Here is a 19,352-nt window from a genome sequence, read left to right as displayed (position 1 = left end):
CCGATGTTCGCGATCGATTCCCTTCCCCAGTTGGCTGCTGCGCTCGCAGCCGGTCTGCTGGTGGGGATCGAACGGGGATGGAAGCTGCGTGACGAAACCCCCGGCATGCGGGTTGCGGGGATTCGCACATTCACCCTGCTGGGCGCCGCGGCAGGCCTCGCGGGAATTATCGCGGGCCTCGGCTTCGCAGCCGCCTCGGGTCTCCTGTTTGCAGCGGCCACCGCCATCGTCGCGATCGGCTATTCACGCGCGGTGCTCGACAGCGGCCGGCCCGATGCGACCAGCGCTGTCGCCGCCATGGTCACGCTGGGGCTGGGGTTTCTTGCCGGGATCGGCGAGGAAGCGTTGGCAGTTGCGGGCGCGGCGGTGGTCACGCTGATCCTCGCGCTGCGCACCGAGGTCCACCGCTGGGTTGGCGCGCTCGACGAGGACGATATCAAGGCCTTCACGCGCTATGCGGTGATCGCGCTGGCGGTGTTCCCCTTCCTGCCCGAGGGGCGTTTCGGCCCCTACGACGCGTGGGAGCCGCGTACGCTGTGGCTGGTGGTGATCATCGTCACCGGCTTTTCCTTCGCCGGCTATGTCGCCAACCGCCTGTTCGGCGCGCGGCGCGGCACCATTGCGACCGCCGTCATCGGCGGCGCCTACAGTTCCACCGCGGTGACGCATTCCTTCGCCCAGCGGATCGGTTCGGGCGCCGGGCACGGGGCGGAGAATGCCGGCATCGCGCTGGCCAGCGCGGTGATGTATCTGCGGGTGATCATCCTGGTCGCAGTGCTGGCGACGAGCCTGCTTCGGCCCTTCGTGATCGTCGTCGCGCCCGCGCTGGTCGCCGGTTTTACGGTCAGCTACCGACTCTATCTCAAGGCCCCCAGCACGGCCGGCCCCGCTGCGCCGGGCAACCCCATCGCCATGCTGCCCGCCCTCACCTTCGTCGCCTTCGTGGCCGTGGCCGCGGTGGCCGCACGCTGGGCGCAGGGCGAATTCGGAGAACAGGGCATCGCAGTCCTGTTGCTGCTGATGGGCAGCATGGATGTCGATGCCGCCATCGTCACCGCGGGCGGGCTCGAGCCCGGCACCATCGCACCCGATCTCGCCGCGCTGGCGATCGCAGGGACGATCCTCGCCAATATGAGCGTGAAGCTGGGCGTCACGCTCGTTTACGGCGGGCGCGAGGCGCGCCCCGCCGCGCTGGCGCTGGGCGCAAGCATGGTGGTGCTCGCCGCGAGCCTGATCGCGGGGTATGTGCGGCTTTGAGCGGAGCTGGCGCTACCGCTTCTTCGCGATCTCGATCTTGTTCTTCTTGGCGAAGTCCTTGGTTGATTCCTCGCTGCGGCCGATGGCCTTGGCGATTTCCTTGAGGCCCTTGCCCTTGCCTGCGAGCAGCCGCAATTGCCCCGCTTCGTCGGACTTCCACGGCTGCTTGTGGCGTTCGAAGCGTTCCTTCGCCATCAGCCGGCCTCAGCTTTCTTGGCAGCTGCCTTCTTGGCCGGGGCCTTCTTTTTCGCGGGGGCCTTCTTGGCGGCGGGTTTCTTCTTCGCCGCCGCCTTCTTCTTGGGCGCGGCCTTCTTCTTTTTCGCCGGGCCCTTGGCCGCGCGCGCGTCGATCAGTTCGATCGCCTGCGCTTCAGTGACGTCCTCGGGCTTCATGTCCTTGGGGATCGTCGCATTGGTGGTGCCGTCGGTGACATAGGGGCCATAGCGGCCCGGCATCACCTTCATCTCGCCGCCGCTGGTGGGGTGTTCACCAAGCGTCTTGATCGGTTCGGCCTTGCCGCGCCCGCCGCCCTTGCGATTGGCAGCTTCGGCGAGCAGCGAGACCGCTGCGTTCATGCCGGTATCGAACACATCGCGCGTGCTCTGCAGCTTCGCGTATTTGCCATCATGCCGCAGGTACGGGCCATAACGTCCTATCGCAGCTTCGATATCCTTTCCGGTCTCAGGATGCTGGCCGACGATGCGCGGCAGGCCGAGCAGCTTCAGGGCCCATTCGAGATCGAAATCGGCGAGGTCCTTGGGGATGCTCGCGCGCTTGGCTTCCTTGCCCTCGCCCAGCTGGACATAGGGGCCGAACCGCCCGCTCTTGCGTTCGACCGGCAGGCCGGTTTCGGGATCCTCGCCCATCACCCCGTCATCGGCGCCGTCGTCGCCCTCGCCGCCGGGCTTGGCGAACTGGCGGGTGAACTTGCAGTCGGGGTAATTGGCGCAGGCAACGAACGCGCCGTAGCGGCCGCCACGCAGCGCCAGCCGGCCGCCTTCGCGCCCCTCGCTCTCGCACAGCGGACAATGGCGCGGGTCCTTGCCGTCGGCGCGTTCGGGGAACAGGTAGTCGGACAGGAATTCGTCGAGCACCTCGGTCACTTCCGAAGGCTTCTTGTCCATCACCTCTTCGGTCTTGGGTTTGAAATCGCGCCAGAACGCCTCGAGCAGCTTTTTCCAGTCCTCGCGCCCGTCGCTGACCGTGTCGAGCTCGTCTTCGAGCCCGGCGGTGTAGTCGAAAGCTACATATTGCGGGAAGAAGCGTTCGAGGAAGGCGGTGAGCAGCCGCCCGCTTTCCTCGGCGAAGAAGCGGTTCTTCTCCATCCGCACATAGGCACGGTCGCGCAGCGTCTGGATCGTGCTGGCATAGGTCGAGGGGCGGCCGATGCCGAGTTCCTCGAGCCGCTTGACCAGGCTCGCCTCGGAAAAGCGCGGCGGTGGCTGGGTGAAGTGCTGGTTGGCATCGACCCCGCGCTTGAGCGGACTGTCGCCCTTGCTCATCGCGGGCAGCAGGCCGTCCTCGTCGTCATCGGCATCGTCGCGGCCTTCCTGGTAGACCGCGAGGAAGCCGGGATATTTCACCACTTGGCCGGTGGCGCGCAATTCGTGCTGGCCAGTGGGATCGCGCAGCGTGACAGTGGTGCGTTCGAGCTGCGCCGCCGCCATCTGGCTGGCCATCGCGCGCTTGTACACCAGATCGTAGAGCTTGCCCTCGTCACCCGAGGCAACGCGGTCGCGCGCAAAATCGGTCGGGCGGATCGCTTCGTGCGCTTCCTGTGCGTTTTTGGCCTTCGACTGGTAGATGCGCGGCTTTTCGGGCAGCGCGTGGCCACCATAGCGATCGGACACCGCCTTGCGGCATTCCGAGATCGCGCTGCCATCCATCTGCACGCCGTCGGTACGCATGTAGGTGATCGCGCCCGCTTCGTAGAGCGACTGCGCCAGCCGCATCGTGTGGCTGGCGGAGAAGCCCAGCTTGCGCGCGGCTTCCTGCTGCAGCGTCGAAGTGGTGAACGGGGGTGCGGGATTGCGCTTGAACGGCTTGGTCTCGATCTCCTCGATCGTGAAATTGGCCGCTTCGACCGCTGCCTTGGCCGCCTTGGCGCTGCCTTCATCGCCCAGCGTCAGCTTCTCGAGCTTCTTGCCCTGGTACTTGACCAGCCGCGCATCGAATTCGCTGCCGTCCTGCTGCAGCTTGGCGATGACCGACCAGTATTCATCGGCACGGAAGCGCTCGATCTCAATCTCGCGGTCGACGATCAGCCGCAAGGCGACCGATTGCACGCGTCCCGCGCTCTTCGCACCGGGAAGCCGCCGCCACAGCACCGGCGAAAGCGTGAAGCCATAGAGATAGTCGAGCGCGCGGCGCGCGAGATAGGCATCGATCAGCGGCTGGTCGAGCTCGCGCGGGGCCTTCATCGCCTCGGTCACCGCCTGCTTGGTGATCGCGTTGAAAGTCACGCGGTCGACGCTGTCGGGCAGCGTCTTGCGCTTCTTCAGCAGTTCGAGCACGTGCCACGAAATCGCTTCGCCCTCGCGGTCGGGGTCGGTCGCGAGGACCAGCCGGTCGGCGCCCTTGGCCGCGTCGCTGATTTCCTTGAAGCGCTTCAGCTTGTCGCGATAGAGTTCCCAGTCCATCGCGAAGCCCTCGTCCGGGCGGACGCTGCCATCCTTGGGCGGCAGGTCGCGGACGTGACCGTAGCTGGCGAGAACCTTGAAGTCCTTGCCGAGGTATTTCTCGATGGTTTTCGCCTTGGCGGGCGATTCGACGATGACCAGTTGCATGGTGGTGTGGGCAGTCCCTTACGTGTGTACGTGCGTATACGCGCGAAAATGGGGATCGGGCGAGAGCTCCGTCAAGCGGGAGATTGCCCGGCCCCGTTCGCCGGGGCGTAACCGGCGTCATCGCCGGATGCGTGGTCCGGCAAGGGCGTCATCAGCAAGCGGTAGGTCGCGACGCTGAGCAACACGCCCCACGCAACGGACATCGCGCCGACGACATTTGCGATGAAGACGAACCCCAAGGGCGCGATGCCGAGCACGCGGTCGGGGAGCAGTTCGAGAAGCGAGACCGCAGCATAGCCGCACATGGCGAGGACCGCGTGCGGCAGCAGCGCGGTCATGGAAGCGCTGGTGGCGTCCCAGCTCCGCCCCAACGCATCGGTGACGCCTTCATTGCGCACCAGCACGTCGCACACGGCGGGGCTCCAGCGTGCGAACAGAATCAATCCCGGGATGATCAGCGCCAGCGTGCCGAGAACGATCAGCATGCCCGACACGATGGAGACAAGCAGAAAGGCGAGGAACCCGCCGCGCTTGCCATCCGCGAACAGCCCGGCTTCCGCCATCAGCAGGAAAGTCAGCACGTAGACGAGGTAACCGTCTGCCAGCAGGACCAGCGTTTCGAACCAGGTGAAGACATCGCCGAACGTCCAGTCGACGAAGGAATAGGCCGTGGCTGCGCACAGGACATACAGCGTCAGCGGCACCGGCAGCAGGCGCGCCAGTCGCAGGATTTCCCGAGCAATCGTGCGAAAATCTGCCGTTCTCGGTTCCATCTTGCCCCCTGTTAGCGAGGGCGCGGGTAAAAGCGCCCGGCGGCAAGAGCAAGCGCCAAACGCAGAACGGGCCGCCCGTAAGGAGGTACGGAGGCGGCCCGTCGCGAGCTCCGTGGGGGGCCCGCTGTCTGGAAACAGACGTGCGAAGTCCGGCGACGCGAATCGGTGCCGGAACATGGTTGTATGACAAAAACGACATCGACGCTTGCAGGAACGCGCCAAAATCGCCGGTTTACGCATTCATCCAGAGCGTATTTGCGCGTAGCCGCGGATCAGCGCAGCGATACACGACCGCCGGCGTGACGTTCGAGCCGCCCCGCGATCTCGAGTTCGAGCAAGGCCAACTGGACCCCCGCCGCACTTTCGCCCGATTGCCGGATCAGTTCGTCCACCGCCACCGGCACGCTGGTCAGCCGGTCGGCGATCGCTGCCGGTTCGGCATGGACAAGCTCTTCGGGCATGGGCGGCGCGAACTCCTGTCCACACTCGCGAAAGGTCGAACGCGGCGCGCCGTCGAAACCGGTGAGCAGTTCGATAACTTCCTCGGGTGACTGGACCAGCACCGCGCCTTCGCGGATCAAATGATTGCAGCCATGGCTGCGCGGCTCGAGCGGGCTGCCCGGGATCGCCATGACCTCGCGCCCCGCTTCTCCCGCCAGCCGGGCGGTAATGAGGCTGCCCGAACGCACCGCCGCCTCGACGACCAGCGTCCCCGCCGCCAGCCCGGCGATAATGCGGTTGCGGCTGGGGAAATGGCTGCCGCGCGGTTCGGTGCCGGGTGGTTGTTCGGCGAGCAGCAGCCCCTCGCTGGCGATCCGTTCCTGCAGATCGGCATGCTGCGGCGGATAGGCGATATCGATCCCGCTCGCGATGACGCCGATCGTGTGCGGCAGCGCGCCCTCATGCGCCGCACCATCGATTCCGCGCGCCAGGCCCGAAACCACCGCGAAGCCCGCTTCCGCGAGCGCCGCGGCGAAGTCGCGCGCCAGCTTGACCGCCGCTGCGCTGGCATTGCGCGCGCCGACCATGGCGACACAGGGCCTTGCCGCCAGTGCCACATCGCCGCGCAGCGTCAGGATCGGCGGCGCCCCCGGCGCCTGCGCGAGCAATGCGGGATAGCCGGGCTGGTCGTGGAACAGATACCGCGCCCCGGCTGCACGCACCGATTCGACTTCACGCTCGATCGCGTCCGACGCAGCGGCGCGATAGCTGCGCCCGCCGCGTTTCCCGAGATCGGGCAGAGCCTCCAGCGCGGCGGCGGCGGTCTCGAAGCGCTGCAGCAACAGGGCATAGCTGACGGGCCCGATATTGGGCGAACGCAGCAGCCGGATGCGGGCGAAAGCCTCGTCCTGCGAAAGGGCCGAGGTCGCCGCGCCGGTCATCCCCCAGCACCGTCCTTGCTGCCACCGACGCGGGGTTCCTCGCCCTTCGCCAGCCGCGCGATATTGGCACGATGCAGGTAGATGATCAGCAGGGCGATCGCCGCAAGCACGGGAAAGAACTGCGGATAGCCGAACAGCGGCGCGGCGGCGGCGGCGGCGACCACCGCGGCCATCCCCGCGAGCGAGGAGATACGGAAGATCGCCAGCACGCTGAGCCAGACGAAGGCATAGGCCAGCCCCACCGGCCAAGCGAGCCCGAAGGCCACGCCGGCATTGGTGGCGACGCCCTTGCCGCCCTTGAAGCCGAGCCAGACGGGAAAACAGTGCCCCAGCACCGCCGCGCCTGCGGCAAAGGCGGCCGCCACTTCGCCGCCCAGGCGTTCCGCGATGAGCACCGGTGCGAGCCCCTTGAGCAGGTCGAGCAGTAGCGTGCCCGCGGCCAGCCCCTTGTTGCCGGTGCGCAGCACATTGGTCGCGCCGATGTTGCCGCTGCCGATCTTGCGCACATCGCCCATCCCCGCCGCGCGGGTGAGCAGCAGCCCGAAGGGGATCGAGCCGATCAGATAGCCGAGCAGCGCCGCCCAGAGCGGGATGGAAGTGGGTTCGGTCGGCACGTCGTACTCCGCAAATCAGAAACCGTCGGGTCCCGCTTGTCGGCACCCGGTATTTTCTTCTACCGCCCTAATGTGAAACCCCGCCCTTCGACAAGCACAGGACGTACGGAATTGGACCAAGTGGCCGCAGATTCGCCGATCGTGCTGTTCGACAGCGGCGTGGGCGGGCTGACCGTGCTGGGCGCGATGCGCAAGCTGCTGCCGCAGGCACCGGTGATCTATGCCGCCGACATGGCGGGTTTGCCCTATGGCGCGAAGAGCGAGGCAGAAGTCGCTGCGCGGGTCGCCGGGTTGCTCGGGCGGATCGCCGAACGCTATGATCCACGGTTGATCTGCATCGCCTGCAACACTGCCAGCACGATCGCGCTGGGCATGGTGCGCGACGTGCTCGAAACCCCCATCGTCGGCACGGTCCCCGCGATCAAGCCCGCCGCGGCGATGACCGAAACCGGCGTGATCGGGCTGCTCGGCACCGAGGCAACAGTGCGCCAGCGCTATGTCGACGATCTCGAGCGCAAGTTCGCGGCCGATTGCACGCTGCTTCGCTACGGCGCGAACAATCTCGTGGCGCTGGGCGAGGCGAAGCTGCGCGGCGAGGCGGTCGATGTCGACGACGTCGCGCGCGCCGCGTCGGGACTGGTGCTGCAGGAGGACGGCGAGCGGCTCGATACGGTGATTCTCGCCTGCACCCACTTTCCCCTGCTCGAACCCGAATTGCGCGAGGCTTTCGGCAGCGGCGTGCGCTTCGTCCACGGCGCCGACGGGATCGCGCGGCGGATCGCGTCGCTGACCGAGGGGCAGGACTTCGCGCGCAGCACCCCCGACTTCGCCGTGGCGACCGGCGAGCTGGCCGATTTCGAGCGGCTCGCCCCTGCCTTCGCCGAGTACGGCATTGCGGATTTGCGCGCCTTTTAGCTGCGAACCGCTCGCAAAGATCGCGGTAGCGATTTGCAACGTATTCGACTAGGGCGACCGCAGAGTTGGCCGCGTATGCGCGGCGCAGAGACAGGCGAATACGCCAGTGAATTACGACCAGATCTTCGACGAAGCGATTGCCCGGCTGCACGAGGAAGGGCGGTATCGCGTCTTCATCGATATCCTGCGCAACAAGGGCGCCTTCCCCAACGCACGTTGCTTTGCGGGCCACAACGGCCCCAAGCCGGTGACCGTATGGTGTTCGAACGACTATCTGGCGATGGGCCAGCACCCCAAGGTTATCTCGGCCATGGAAGAAGCGCTGCACGATGTCGGCGCAGGTTCGGGCGGCACGCGCAACATCGGCGGCAACACGCACTACCACGTCCAGCTCGAGGCTGAGCTGTCGGACCTGCACGGCAAGGATGCCGCGCTGCTGTTCACCAGCGGTTATGTCTCGAACGATGCGACGCTGTCGACCGTGGCCAAGCTGCTGCCCGGCTGTGTGATCTTCTCCGACGAACTCAACCATGCGAGCATGATCGCGGGCATCCGCAACTCGGGCTGCGAGAAGCGCGTCTTCCGGCACAACGACCTCGAACACCTCGAGGAACTGCTGGCAGCCGAAGATGCCGATACGCCAAAGCTTATCGCCTTCGAGAGCGTCTATTCGATGGATGGCGACGTCGCCCCGATCCACGCGATCTGCGACCTCGCGGAAAAATACAACGCGCTGACCTATATCGACGAGGTCCACGCGGTGGGCATGTACGGAAAGCGCGGCGGCGGCATTTCCGAGCGCGACGAGGCTGCGCACCGGATCGACATCATCGAAGGCACGCTGGGCAAGGCCTTTGGCGTGATGGGCGGCTATGTCGCAGCCGACAAGAAGATCATCGACTGCATCCGCTCCTATGCCCCGGGCTTCATCTTCACCACCTCGCTCAGCCCCGCGCTGGTGGCGGGCGTGCTTGCCTCGGTACGGCATCTGAAGGAAAGCAGCGTCGAGCGCGAAGGCCAGCAGGCCGCCGCCGAACTGCTCAAGACCAAGATGCGCGATGCCGGCCTGCCGGTGATGGACAGCGTCACCCACATCGTCCCACTGATGGTCGGCGACCCGGTCCACGCCAAGAAGATCAGCGACATCCTGCTCGCCGAATACGGCGTCTATGTGCAGCCGATCAACTTCCCCACCGTCCCGCGCGGCACCGAACGGCTGCGCTTCACCCCCGGCCCCGCACACACGGCCGAGATGATGGACGACCTCGTCGCGGCGCTGGTCGAGATCTGGGACCGGATGGACATGGAACTGGCCAAGGCGGCCTGACGCTCCCGCTCGATGCGGCGGTTGGCGCGTTGCCGCTGGCGCATGCGCAAAATGCGCCTAGATAGCCGGAATGGATCGCGCAGCCCCCGCCCTGCCCCCGCATGACGACCGCGGCCCGCTGGCGGCATTCGCGGCGCTGGTGCTGTTGCCGATCGCATTGCTGGCGCTCGCGGGCACGCTGCCCGGCCCCGCCGCGTCTCCTGCCTCGGTCGCGCCCGTCGAAACGGCCGAACCGATGCCCGATCTCCCCGCTTCGCCCGAAGATACGGTGGTGTTGTCCGAACTTACCGCGACCGATGCGCGGGCACGCAATGCCGCGGTCGAATTTGCCGTGGTCGGTCCGGGCACGCCCAGCCCCTTCCGTTTCGACGGGGGTGCGGCAGACCGGCTGCGCGCGCGTGACTGCCTTGCGCTCGCGGGAATGGCCGAGGCGGGCGGCGGCGATGGCGACCAGCGCGCGGTGATGCAGGTCATCCTCAACCGCGTGCGCCATCCTGCCTTTGCCAGGACGGTCTGCGGCGTGGTGTTCGAAGGCGCGCAGCGGCCCACCGGTTGCCAGTTCAGCTTTACCTGCGACGGCTCGCTCGCGCGGCGCTATCCGGATGCCGCCTGGCGTGCCGCGCGCGACCGGGCAGAGCAAATGCTCGGCGGCGCGACGCATGCCCCGGTCGGCAATGCCACGCATTTCCACGCCGATTACGTCTATCCGTGGTGGAGCGACCAGCTCGACAAGGTGGCGCAGGTCGGCCCGCATATCTTCTTCCGCTGGCGGGGGTTCTGGGGCAGCCGGAGCGCGCTTTCCGCGCGCTATGCCGGGGGCGAGCCCGACCCGCTGCGGCTGCGCGAGACCGCGCTGGTCACAGCCGCTGCCAATCCGTTGCCAGGGCTGCTCGAAAGCGGCGAAGCCGTGCGCAGCATTACCCGCGACAGCGTGGCGCGCGCCGCGGACAAGTCGCCGCGCGCGGCTGCATCCCCCGGGCAGCCCGTCGCGGGCGCGGGCGCGGGAGTGCATTTCGTGCTCGTCGCGCCGAGCGATTCGCCCGCAGCGTTGATCGAGCGCGCGCGCAGCCTGTGCTCCGGTGGCGGCTATTGCCGCGTACAGGGGTGGAGCGAGGCGGAGCAGATCCCGGCGCAACTGCCGCTGTCCAAGGCCGCACGTCGCAGCCTGCGCTTCAGCTTCGTCGCGTCTAATGCCAATGGCGGCGAAGCGGTGTTCTTCGATTGCCGGCTGTTTCCCTCGCCGCCGAGCGGAACCTGCCTGCCCGCTAGGCCGTAGGGGATTTGGCGCGTGCCTGCAGCCGCGCTAGGTCTGCAGCGAACACCAAGGGAGAGAGTGAATGAGCGGCAATCCGGATATGGCCTATGACGAGGTGGTGATGGGCCGCCGCTCGATCAGGGGCTATCTCGACAAGCCGGTACCGCAGGCAGTGATCGAGGAAGTCCTCACGCTTGCCATGCGCTCGCCCACTTCGATGAACACGCAGCCGTGGCATTTCCATGTCATTACCGGCGAACCGCTCGACCGGATCCGCAAGGGCAATACCGAGCGCATCCTCGCAGGCGAACCCGACAGCCGCGAATTCCGCCGAGGCGAGCCGTTCGCGGGCGTCCATCGCGAACGCCAGATCGGCGTGGCCAAGCAATTGTTCGGCGCGATGGGAATCGAGCGCGACGACAAAGAGAAGCGGCAGGACTGGGTGCTGCGCGGCTTCCGCCAGTTCGACGCACCGGTCTGCGTGATCGTGACCTACGACCGCGAACTGTCGGGCAGCGACGACACGCCCTTCGATTGCGGCGCGGTCACCACTGCGCTGGTCAACGCGGCCTGGAGCCGCGGGCTCGGCTGCGTGATCAACAGCCAGGGCATCATGCAAAGCCCGGTGGTGCGCGAACACGCCGGAATCCCCGATGACCAGGTGATCATGAAGGCGGTCGCGATGGGCTGGCCCGACGAGAGCTTCCCCGCCAATGCGGTGGTCAGCGAACGCAAGCCGGTGGCCGAGGCCGCGCGTTTCGTGGGGTTCGAATGAGCGACAGGCTGATCGATCTTGGCAACGGCTTCTGGACGGTGCGCGGCAGCCTGCGCATCGGCGGGGTCTTCGATGTCGGTACGCAATGCTCGCTGGTGCGGCTTGCCAATGGCAATTTCGTCTTCCTCGACAGCTATACGCTCACCGACGCGATCCGCGCCGAGGTCGATGCGCTGACCGATGGCGGCGCCAGGGTCGAGGCGATCATCAACGTCCATCCGTTCCACACGCTGCACTGCGAATGGATGCACCGGGCATTCCCGCAGGCCAAGCTCTACGGGACCGCACGGCATCTCGAACACCTGCCCGACCTGCCGTGGGAAAGCCTACGCTGCGAGGACGACGCACTGGCACAACGCTATGCGGACGATTTCGCCTTCTCGGTCCCGCGCGGTGTCGTGCTGGTCAGCGATGACGAGAGCGTCCACTTCTCCTCCGTGCTGATGCTGCATCGCGCGAGCGGGACGCTGCATGTGGACGATACCTTCTTCTACCTGCGCAAGGGTTTCCCGCTCAATCTGCTGCCCTTCACCGGGCGGCTCGGCTTCCATCCCACGCTTGCCAAGGCGCTCGAACCGCGCGCGGGCGCGGCCGACGCATTCCGCGACTGGGCGATCGGACTGGGCGTGGACTGGGCCGACACGCGCCGCATCGCCGCCGCGCATAATGCGGTTCTCGAGCTCGACGCGAAACAATTGCCCGACCTGATCGGCGCAGCGCTGGGCCGGGTCAAACCCGTGCTCGACGCACACCGCGAGCAATACGGCTAGGCCAGCGCGGCGACCCTGGCGCGCACCAGCGGGAGCTGGTCGTTGCCGAAATAAAGCTGCTCCTCGCCGGCGGGATCATGGACGATGATCGTGGGCGACCCGAAGGCCCCGCGCGCGATCGCCTCGTCGGTGTTGGCGCGCAGGCGATCCTTGACCGGCTGGCTGCGTGCGTGTTCGGCCAGCACCGCGCCATCGAGCCCCGCCGCGTCGGCCACCGCCACCAGTTCGGCCGGATCGTCGAGATTGCGCGCGTGGGTGAAATAGGCCTCGAACGCTTCGCTCGCGAAACGCTCGAGCGCGGGCTGGTCATCTTCCAGCGCGCAGCAGAACCGCATCGCGTGGACCGACTTGAGTGGGTGATGCTCCGACGGGAAGTTCATCGCGACGCCCGCCAGCTCGGCCCATTGCTTGAGCCAGTCGAAGCTGCGCGCAAGCCGCGCCGCGTTCTCGGGCTTGCGGTTTTCGTAGACCGACGGGTTCACCGCGTTGAACACCCCGCCGACGAGGAAGGGTCGCCAGATGATCGCGTGATCCAGTCCCACCAGCGCCGGACGGATGTTGGCGAAGGCGAGCCGCGTCCACGGGCTCGACAGGTCGAAGAAGAACTCTACCCGCACGCTCATTGGACGCGCGCTTTCGCGGTGCCGAACAGGTTCTTGCGCTGCTCTTCGGTCATCTCGCCGCGCCGCGCGAGGTCGCTGCCCAGCGATACGCCGCGCCTCAGCGCTTCGCGCTGTTTGAGCGCATCGTACCAGCGCTTCACATGCGCATATTCCGCCAGCGGGATACCCTGCGCTTTCCAGGTTCGCACCCATGGGAAGCAGGCCATGTCGGCCACGCTGTAGTCGTTTCCTGCGAGATATTCCGACTGTCCCAACCGGCGATCCATCACGCTGTAGACACGCAGCGCCTCGCGGTGGAAGCGTTCGATCGCATAGGGAAGCTTCTCTTCGGCATAGAGGTGGAAATGGCCGTGCTGACCAAGCGTGGGGCCAAGATGTCCCACTTGCCAGAACAGCCATTGCCGCACGCGCGATTGCCCGCGCAAATCGGTGGGCAGGAACCGCCCGGATTTCTCGGCCAGATACAGCAGCACCGCGCCCGATTCGAACACCGTCACCGGCTCGCCGCCATCGCCGGGTGCGCGATCGATGATCGCGGGAATGCGGCCGTTCGGATTGATCGCGAGATACTCATCCGAATGCTGGTCGCCTGCGGCCAGGTCCACCCAGCGCGGCTCATACGCCAGCCCGCATTCCTCGAGCATGATGGCCACCTTCCACCCATTGGGCGCAGGCGCGGTAAAGAATTCGATCACGCGGCAGTCTCTCCCCTTCTCTCTCGCCGCAGAGAATTCAGGTCCGCGCCGGGTGATGCAAGCAAAAAGCCCCGGTGCGCGCGAGGCTGCCGGGGCTTATTGAGTCGATCCGTCGAGCAAATGGCTAGCGCAGGCTCACCACATTGTCCGCCGCAGGACGCTGACGGCTGCCGTCGTAGAGGCTCGCCATCGGCTCGTCGGTGACGACCACGCGATCGGCCGCGCCGAAGCCATTGAAATCGGTCTTCATCGCCGCGCCATAGGCACCGAGCATGCCGATCTCGATGAAATCGCCTGCTTGGATGTCCTCGGGCAGGACGAAGGGGCCCTGCATGTAATCGGCATCGTCGCAGGTGGGGCCGTAGAAGGCGAAATCCATCTCGGGCTTGATGAGGTCGTCCTCAAGCGCGCGGACGGGGAATTTCCAGTCCACATGCGCGGCATCGAACAGCGCGCCATAGGCGCCGTCGTTGATGTAGAGTTCCTCGCCGCGGCGCTTCTCGACCTTGACGATGAGCGACGAATATTCGGCGCACAGCGCACGGCCCGGTTCGCACCACAGCTCGGCGTTATACGCGATCGGCAGGTTGTAGAAGTTCTGGTGGATGATCTGGAAGTAGTCTTCCAGCGGCGGGGGCTCCATCCCCGGATAGACCGAGGGGAAGCCGCCGCCGACGTCGATCATGTCGATGACCACCGAAGCCTCGCCGATCGCCACGCGCACGCGTTCGAGCGCCTGGACATAGGCAAAGGGCGTCATCGCCTGGCTGCCCACATGGAAGCACACGCCGAGCCAGTCGGCATGCTGACGCGCCTGTTGCAGCAGCTCGGGCGCCTCGGTCAGGTCGCAGCCGAATTTGGACGCGAGGCTGAGTTCGGAATACTCGCTCGATACACGCAGGCGGACGCACAGCCGCAGATCCTGCGCAGGCTCGCCGTCATCGTCGCGGCAGGCAGTGACGATCTTCTCCAGTTCCTCGACCGAATCGAGGCTGAAGGTGCGCACGCCGTGCTGGCGATAGGCTTCGCGGATCGCGCTGGGCGCCTTGACCGGGTGCATGAAGCACAGCGTTGCGCCGGGCAGCGTGGCGCGGACCAGCCGCACTTCGGCGATCGAGGCGACGTCGTAATGCGTCACGCCGTTGTCCCACAATACCTGCAGCAGGTCGGGCGACGGATTCGCCTTTACCGCATAGAGCGACTTGCCCGGAAACTTCTCGACGAAGAAGCGGGCGGCGCGCGCAGCGGCGTGCGGGCGATTGAGGATGATCGGTTCGTCCGGCTGGAGAGCGCGAACTACGGACCGGGCGTCAGGATATGTGACCAACTCAAGGGACCCCCAAAACGGTTAGTTTCAGACAAGGCTGCCTTGCGGTTCGAGTCCCCTTGGGGCAGCGGAGCGGCGCACATAGGGGATATGCGCGAGAACGCAAGTACAATCGCCGCGGGCCGCGCCGTCCGCACTCACTGACTCAAAGCGCCAGCCGCGCGAGTGTTCCGCGCGCCCGCCGCAGCGTCAGCTCAACCGGTCGCGGAAGGTGTCGTAGCCGAATTCCCGGACCAGCTCGAGCTGGTCGGTTTCGCTGTCCCAGAGGTAGATGCTGGGCAGCTTGACACCGTTGAAGGTGTTGGTCTTGACCATCGAGTAATGCGCCTGGTCGAGGAAGGCGAAACGCTTGCCCACCTCCGCCCCGCCGGGGATGCGATAATCGCCGATGACATCGCCCGCGAGGCACGACGGCCCGCCGATGCGCACTTCGGGCACTTCCTGGTCGCGCGATTCGCCGAGCATGGCCGGGCGATAGGGCGCCTCGATCACATCGGGCATGTGGCAGGTGGCGGAGACGTCGGCCACCGCCACGGGTACGCCGTTGAACCCGGTATCGAGGATCGTTCCGACAAGGATGCCCGCATCGAGCGCCACCGCCTCGCCGGGCTCGAGATAGATTTCCGCGCCGGTGTCGTCTTTAGCGTCGCGCAGAAATTCAACCAGTTCCTCGCGCTGGTAGTCGGCGCGCGTGATGTGGTGACCGCCGCCCATGTTGATCCACTTGAGCTGGCCGAACCACGGCTCGATCGCATCGAAGACCTTGTCCCAGGTCGCATGCAGCGGTTCGAAATCCTGTTCGCACAGATTGTGGAAATGGATGCCGTCGACCTGCGCCATGATTTCCGGGGTCAACTGGTCGATCGGGAAACCCAGCCGGCTGCCGGGGCTGGAGGGGTCGTAACGCGGCACCTCGCCGGTCGGATGCAGCGGGTTGATGCGCAGGCCGACGTCGAAATCCTGCCCCGCGGCGCGCGCGTTCTCGAGAATCAGCGCAGCGCGTTCGAGCTGGCCGGGCGAATTGAAGATGACGTGGTCGGACAGGCGGCAGACCTCGTCGAGTTCCTCGGGCTTGTAGGCCGCCGAATAGGTCGCGATCTCGCCGTCGTAGAATTCGCTGGCGAGCCGCGCTTCCCACAATCCGCTCGTGCATACGCCGTCTAGATACTCGCCGATGATCGGCGCGGTTGCCCACATCGAGAACGCCTTGAGCGCGCTGAACATCTTTATCTCGGCTGCGTCGCGCACTTCGGCCAGCACCTGGCAATTGGCGCGCAGCCGCGCGGCGTCGACCACGAAGGCGGGACTGTCCACGCGATTGAGGTCGAACTGGGCGAAGGCCCCGGGATCACCGGCTCTGGTTTCCATGGTCTATTCGTCTCCTGGCACGACAGCCACCAGCGCATCGACCTGACGGGCGATCGAACGACGGACTGCGGCGAGCTGGTCGGGTCCGATCTCCGGCCAGCCCATGATCTTCTTGGTAACGCGACGGCCGCTGGTGAAAGCGACCAGATTGCTGATCAGCATGGCCGCTTCGAGCCGCGCGGTCTCGATCCCGCCGCGCCCTCCGCGCGCCGCGTGGAGCAGCTGCGCGGCAAGTTCGGTGCCCGGTTGCCACAGCCGGTCGTAGAGCACGGCGAAAGCCTCGCCCGGCGCGTGCATTTCGCGCGCGACGAAGCCCGACCAGACCTGCGCATCGGTGCTCGCCACCAGCGTGTCCACGAGCCCGTGCATCACGCCGTTGAGCAGCGCGTGCGCGCGCGCCGCATCGCTGCCGCCTGCGGCGAGGAATTCGACCGCCGGGGCAGTCGATTCGCCCATGCTCAGCGTAAAGCGGTCGACGATCGCCTCCGCGCAGTGGCGATAGAGCCCGTCCTTCGAGCCGAAATGGTAGTTCAGCGCAGGCTGGTTGACGCCTGCCGCGGTGGCGATGCCGCGCGTGCTGGCGCCTTCGGGGCCATGTTCGGCAAAGGCCGGAATCGCCGCGTCGAGAATGGCGCGGCGCGTGTCGGCGCTCTTGGCATAGCTGCCGCGGGGGGCGGATCGTCTGGGGGCCATGCGGCGCCCATAGGGCAAGCTGCGGGCAAGCTCCAGAGCCTGCCCGCAAGCGACCGTCAGAGCGCGGGCTTATATTTGCTCGCGTCGGTGATGAAGTCGGCGTGGCCGTAGGTTTCGAGCAAATGGGCAAGCTTCCCGACCAGCCGCCGGTCGGCCCAGTTGCGCGTGAGCGGAAGCGCGGCCAAGGCCCGGTACAGGCGGATCCGGCTATGGACGAAGCCCAGCGCACAGATCGCTGCGAGTTTGTCGAGCGCGGACATCTCGACCCCGACGCTGGCCGCCAGCGCGCGGTCGCCGCCCATGAAGTGCTGGATGAAGAACAGCTTGGAAAAGCCACCCTCCATCCAGCGCCTCGCCCCCGCCAAGGCCCCCTCTCCCTGGGTCATCTCGGCTTCCATCGTGGCGCGCAGCAGCGCGCCGCAGGTTTCGGGTTCGAATTCGGCGCGCAGCGTGGCCGAGCGTGTCAGCCACAGCTTTTCGATACCGCGCGGCGTATCGCTCAACAGGTCCTCGGGCAGGCCGAGCAGGAAGCAGCGATAGCGCGCGAGTTCGACCCTGGCGCGCTCTTCGGGCGTGAAAGTCTCGCGGCCGCTGTCGAGGACATCGCGCGCCATCAGGTAGGTCCCGATCAGCCCGGCGGGCATCTGGTCGACCTGCGGGATCGGAATGCCATAGACGCCGACGTCCCACTTGCCGCTGCGCATGATGTTGGCGCGCACCATCGAATGCATCAGCCGCACCTTGGCGGCGGCCTTGAAGCCCGCCCCGAAGCGCTGCAGCGCGCCCGGCATCAGCGTGGAGGTGAAGAAGCTCCCGGTTTCATAGGCACGGCGCGCGGCGGTGTTGTTCGACAGCGTACCGGTCAGCGCCATCGGCAAGGCGCTGTACTTGTTCATGAAAGTCGCGATGAAGGCACCGCGCAGCACGAAGGGCGTCAGGTGGACATGCGTGTTGCGCTCGATCCGCGCACCCTGCTCGACCAGCGCCATGTCGAGCCACGCGGGCTTCGCTTCCATCGCCGCGATGAAGGCACGCAATTCGGCAGGCGCGTCGGGCACCGCCTCGATCCCCTGGTCGCAGGCCCTGTCGAGCATGTCGACCAAGCGGCGGAACCCGAATTCGGGCATCAGCGCGGCATAGGCGTCGGCGGTGCGGTCGCCCATCATCGTATAGCCGCGGATGGTGGCGATGCAGTCTTCGTCGGCCAGCAGTTCGGCGCGGCGACCGGCCATCCGGGCCGGCAGTTCGACCGCGTCGGCGGGATCCACCGAATAGCGCTCGGGCAGCCGCGTGAAATCGACCGCGCCGTATATCTCTGGGATCGCACCCTTTTGCGCGATCACCTTCGGCGGATAGAGCGGCGCCCGGGCCAGCGGCTCGGTCGAAACATCCTGTGCAAGCGTAGCCATGGGCGACTCCTCCGGCCGCCCAATTTATATCGATCGATATAAAGGTCAACCCGCCTTCGCTGCGGGCGCAAGCGTGGCGGGCGCCGCCTGACGCGGCCCCCGCCCTAGCGGATCAGAACTCTACCGGACCGTCGAGTTCCTTCACCTGCCACGGCAGCCCGTGATCGTTGAGCATGTCCATGAAGGGATCGGGGTCCATTTCTTCCATGTTGAACACGCCGTCGCCGGTCCATTTGCCGGTGACCATCATCGCGCTGCCGATCATGGCCGGGACGCCGGTGGTATAGGAAACCGCCTGGTTGCCGGTTTCCTCGTAAGCCGCTTCGTGGCTGCAGATATTGTTGATGTAGAAGGTCTTCTCACCCGAGCCGTCGAGCGCCTCGCCGGTCGCGATCACGCCGATATTGGTGTTGCCCTTGGTGGTTTCGCCCAGCGTTTCGGGTTTGGGCAGCACGGCGGCGAGGAACTGCAGTGGGATGATTTCCTTGCCCTGGTACTTGACCGGGTCGATCCGCGTCATGCCGACATTCTGCAGCACGGTCAGGTGCTTGATGTATTCATCGCCGAAGGTCATCCAGAAGCGCGCCCGCTCCATCTCGGGGTTGAACTTGGCGAGGCTTTCGAGCTCCTCGTGATACATCATGTACATGTTCTTCGGGCCGACCGCCTCGAAGTCGAATTCGACCTTCTTGCCCATTGCCGGGGTCTCGACGAACTCGCCGTTTTCCCAGTGGCGCGCAGGCGCGGTGACTTCGCGGATGTTGATTTCCGGATTGAAATTGGTGGCGAAGGCCTGCCCGTGATCGCCGCCGTTGCAATCGAGGATGTCGAGCTGGCGGATAGACTTCAGCTTGTGCTTCTTCAGCCACATGGTGAAGACGCTGGTAACGCCCGGATCGAAACCCGAACCCAGCAGCGCCATCAGCCCGGCCTGCTTGAAGCGGTCGTGATAGGCCCACTGCCACTTGTATTCGAACTTGGCCTCGTCCTTCGGCTCGTAATTGGCAGTGTCGAGGTAATCGACGCCCGCTTCAAGGCAGGCATCCATGATCGGCAGGTCCTGATACGGCAGCGCGAGATTGACCACCAGGCTCGGGCCGACCTTCCGGATCAGATTGACCATCGCCGGGACTTCCTCGGCGTCGATCTCGTAGGTCGCCACATCCTGCCCGGTGCGCTCCTTCACGCTCGCGGCGATGATGTCGCATTTGCTCTTGGTGCGGCTGGCGAGATGGATATCGCCGAAGATATCCGCGTTCATCGCCATCTTGTGGACGCAGACCGAGCTGACGCCGCCCGCACCGATCACCAGGACTGTGGACATGGGTAAACCTCTTTCGTGGAAATTCGAATCTTGCGTGCCCCCTAGCGAAATGCGCTACG

Annotated in this window: 18 protein-coding genes; 6 read left to right on the top strand and 12 right to left on the bottom strand. The window is 66.1% G+C overall.

Annotated features, from left to right (window positions below; genetic code table 11):
- Nucleotides 1–3: 3 nt before the first annotated feature.
- Complete coding sequence (locus FHS69_RS00350) at nt 4–1,257, top strand: MgtC/SapB family protein (RefSeq protein ID WP_166775690.1); 1,254 nt, start codon at nt 4–6, stop codon at nt 1,255–1,257.
- Nucleotides 1,258–1,269: 12 nt separating this feature from the next.
- On the opposite strand, the gene FHS69_RS00345 is transcribed toward FHS69_RS00350, so the two are convergent.
- The 5 genes from FHS69_RS00345 to plsY all read right to left on the bottom strand — a co-directional run bounded on the left by FHS69_RS00345 (nt 1,270) and on the right by plsY (nt 6,812).
- The gene (locus FHS69_RS00345) at nt 1,270–1,452 is read right to left on the bottom strand and encodes a hypothetical protein (protein ID WP_166775688.1); all 183 of its coding nucleotides are present in this window, start codon (nt 1,450–1,452) and stop codon (nt 1,270–1,272) included.
- The gene (topA, locus tag FHS69_RS00340; RefSeq protein ID WP_166775686.1) at nt 1,452–4,043 is read right to left on the bottom strand and encodes a type I DNA topoisomerase; all 2,592 of its coding nucleotides are present in this window, start codon (nt 4,041–4,043) and stop codon (nt 1,452–1,454) included. The genes FHS69_RS00345 and topA overlap by 1 nt, the downstream gene beginning before the upstream one ends.
- Nucleotides 4,044–4,114: 71 nt before the next feature.
- A complete protein-coding gene (locus FHS69_RS00335) occupies nt 4,115–4,816 on the bottom strand; it encodes a hypothetical protein (RefSeq protein WP_166775684.1) in 702 nt (233 codons plus the stop codon).
- Between the two features lie 272 nt (nt 4,817–5,088).
- Nucleotides 5,089–6,198: a DNA-processing protein DprA gene (gene dprA, locus FHS69_RS00330; RefSeq protein ID WP_166775682.1), complete on the bottom strand. Its 1,110-nt coding sequence runs from the start codon at nt 6,196–6,198 to the stop codon at nt 5,089–5,091.
- Nucleotides 6,195–6,812, bottom strand: a complete 618-nt coding sequence (plsY, locus tag FHS69_RS00325; protein ID WP_130586854.1) for a glycerol-3-phosphate 1-O-acyltransferase PlsY — start codon at nt 6,810–6,812, stop codon at nt 6,195–6,197. Before plsY ends, dprA begins: the two co-directional genes overlap by 4 nt.
- Before the next feature lie 120 nt (nt 6,813–6,932).
- Here plsY and murI point away from each other — a divergent pair, with 120 nt between their 5' ends.
- From murI to FHS69_RS00300, 5 genes are all read left to right on the top strand, one after another.
- Complete coding sequence (gene murI, locus FHS69_RS00320) at nt 6,933–7,727, top strand: glutamate racemase (RefSeq protein WP_166775680.1); 795 nt, start codon at nt 6,933–6,935, stop codon at nt 7,725–7,727.
- A 106-nt stretch (nt 7,728–7,833) separates the two neighbouring features.
- Nucleotides 7,834–9,054 (top strand): 5-aminolevulinate synthase, encoded by a 1,221-nt coding sequence (hemA, locus tag FHS69_RS00315; RefSeq protein WP_067464271.1) that lies wholly within the window; start codon nt 7,834–7,836, stop codon nt 9,052–9,054.
- A 70-nt stretch (nt 9,055–9,124) separates the two neighbouring features.
- Nucleotides 9,125–10,330: a cell wall hydrolase gene (locus FHS69_RS00310; protein WP_166775678.1), complete on the top strand. Its 1,206-nt coding sequence runs from the start codon at nt 9,125–9,127 to the stop codon at nt 10,328–10,330.
- Between the two features lie 61 nt (nt 10,331–10,391).
- Nucleotides 10,392–11,084 (top strand): nitroreductase, encoded by a 693-nt coding sequence (locus FHS69_RS00305; RefSeq protein WP_208380048.1) that lies wholly within the window; start codon nt 10,392–10,394, stop codon nt 11,082–11,084.
- Nucleotides 11,081–11,854: a hypothetical protein gene (locus FHS69_RS00300; RefSeq protein ID WP_166775676.1), complete on the top strand. Its 774-nt coding sequence runs from the start codon at nt 11,081–11,083 to the stop codon at nt 11,852–11,854. Before FHS69_RS00305 ends, FHS69_RS00300 begins: the two co-directional genes overlap by 4 nt.
- On the opposite strand, the gene FHS69_RS00295 is transcribed toward FHS69_RS00300, so the two are convergent.
- The 7 genes from FHS69_RS00295 to FHS69_RS00265 all read right to left on the bottom strand — a co-directional run bounded on the left by FHS69_RS00295 (nt 11,851) and on the right by FHS69_RS00265 (nt 19,293).
- Complete coding sequence (locus FHS69_RS00295; RefSeq protein WP_166775674.1) at nt 11,851–12,477, bottom strand: 2-hydroxychromene-2-carboxylate isomerase; 627 nt, start codon at nt 12,475–12,477, stop codon at nt 11,851–11,853. The two genes, FHS69_RS00300 and FHS69_RS00295, sit on opposite strands and share 4 nt — an antisense overlap.
- Nucleotides 12,474–13,172 carry a glutathione S-transferase N-terminal domain-containing protein gene (locus tag FHS69_RS13925; RefSeq protein WP_166775672.1) on the bottom strand — a complete coding sequence of 233 codons (699 nt, stop codon included), beginning with the start codon at nt 13,170–13,172 and terminating at the stop codon, nt 12,474–12,476. Before FHS69_RS13925 ends, FHS69_RS00295 begins: the two co-directional genes overlap by 4 nt.
- A 124-nt stretch (nt 13,173–13,296) precedes the next feature.
- Entirely contained in the window at nt 13,297–14,499 is a 1,203-nt protein-coding gene (locus FHS69_RS00285; protein WP_166775670.1) for a type III PLP-dependent enzyme, read from the bottom strand.
- A 189-nt stretch (nt 14,500–14,688) separates the two neighbouring features.
- A complete protein-coding gene (locus tag FHS69_RS00280) occupies nt 14,689–15,867 on the bottom strand; it encodes a carboxynorspermidine decarboxylase (protein WP_166775668.1) in 1,179 nt (392 codons plus the stop codon).
- A 3-nt stretch (nt 15,868–15,870) separates the two neighbouring features.
- Nucleotides 15,871–16,560 carry a CerR family C-terminal domain-containing protein gene (locus FHS69_RS00275; RefSeq protein WP_166775665.1) on the bottom strand — a complete coding sequence of 230 codons (690 nt, stop codon included), beginning with the start codon at nt 16,558–16,560 and terminating at the stop codon, nt 15,871–15,873.
- Nucleotides 16,561–16,616: 56 nt separating this feature from the next.
- Complete coding sequence (locus tag FHS69_RS00270) at nt 16,617–17,969, bottom strand: oxygenase MpaB family protein (RefSeq protein WP_166775663.1); 1,353 nt, start codon at nt 17,967–17,969, stop codon at nt 16,617–16,619.
- Between the two features lie 112 nt (nt 17,970–18,081).
- Nucleotides 18,082–19,293 (bottom strand): saccharopine dehydrogenase family protein, encoded by a 1,212-nt coding sequence (locus FHS69_RS00265; protein WP_166775661.1) that lies wholly within the window; start codon nt 19,291–19,293, stop codon nt 18,082–18,084.
- Nucleotides 19,294–19,352 lie beyond the last annotated feature (59 nt).

It is taken from the genome of Qipengyuania flava (genome assembly GCF_011762005.1).
GTDB classification, from domain to species: Bacteria; Pseudomonadota; Alphaproteobacteria; order Sphingomonadales; family Sphingomonadaceae; genus Qipengyuania; species Qipengyuania flava.
The sequence above is the reverse complement of the archived record's forward strand: the minus strand, read 5'-3'. Positions and strand labels throughout refer to the sequence as shown.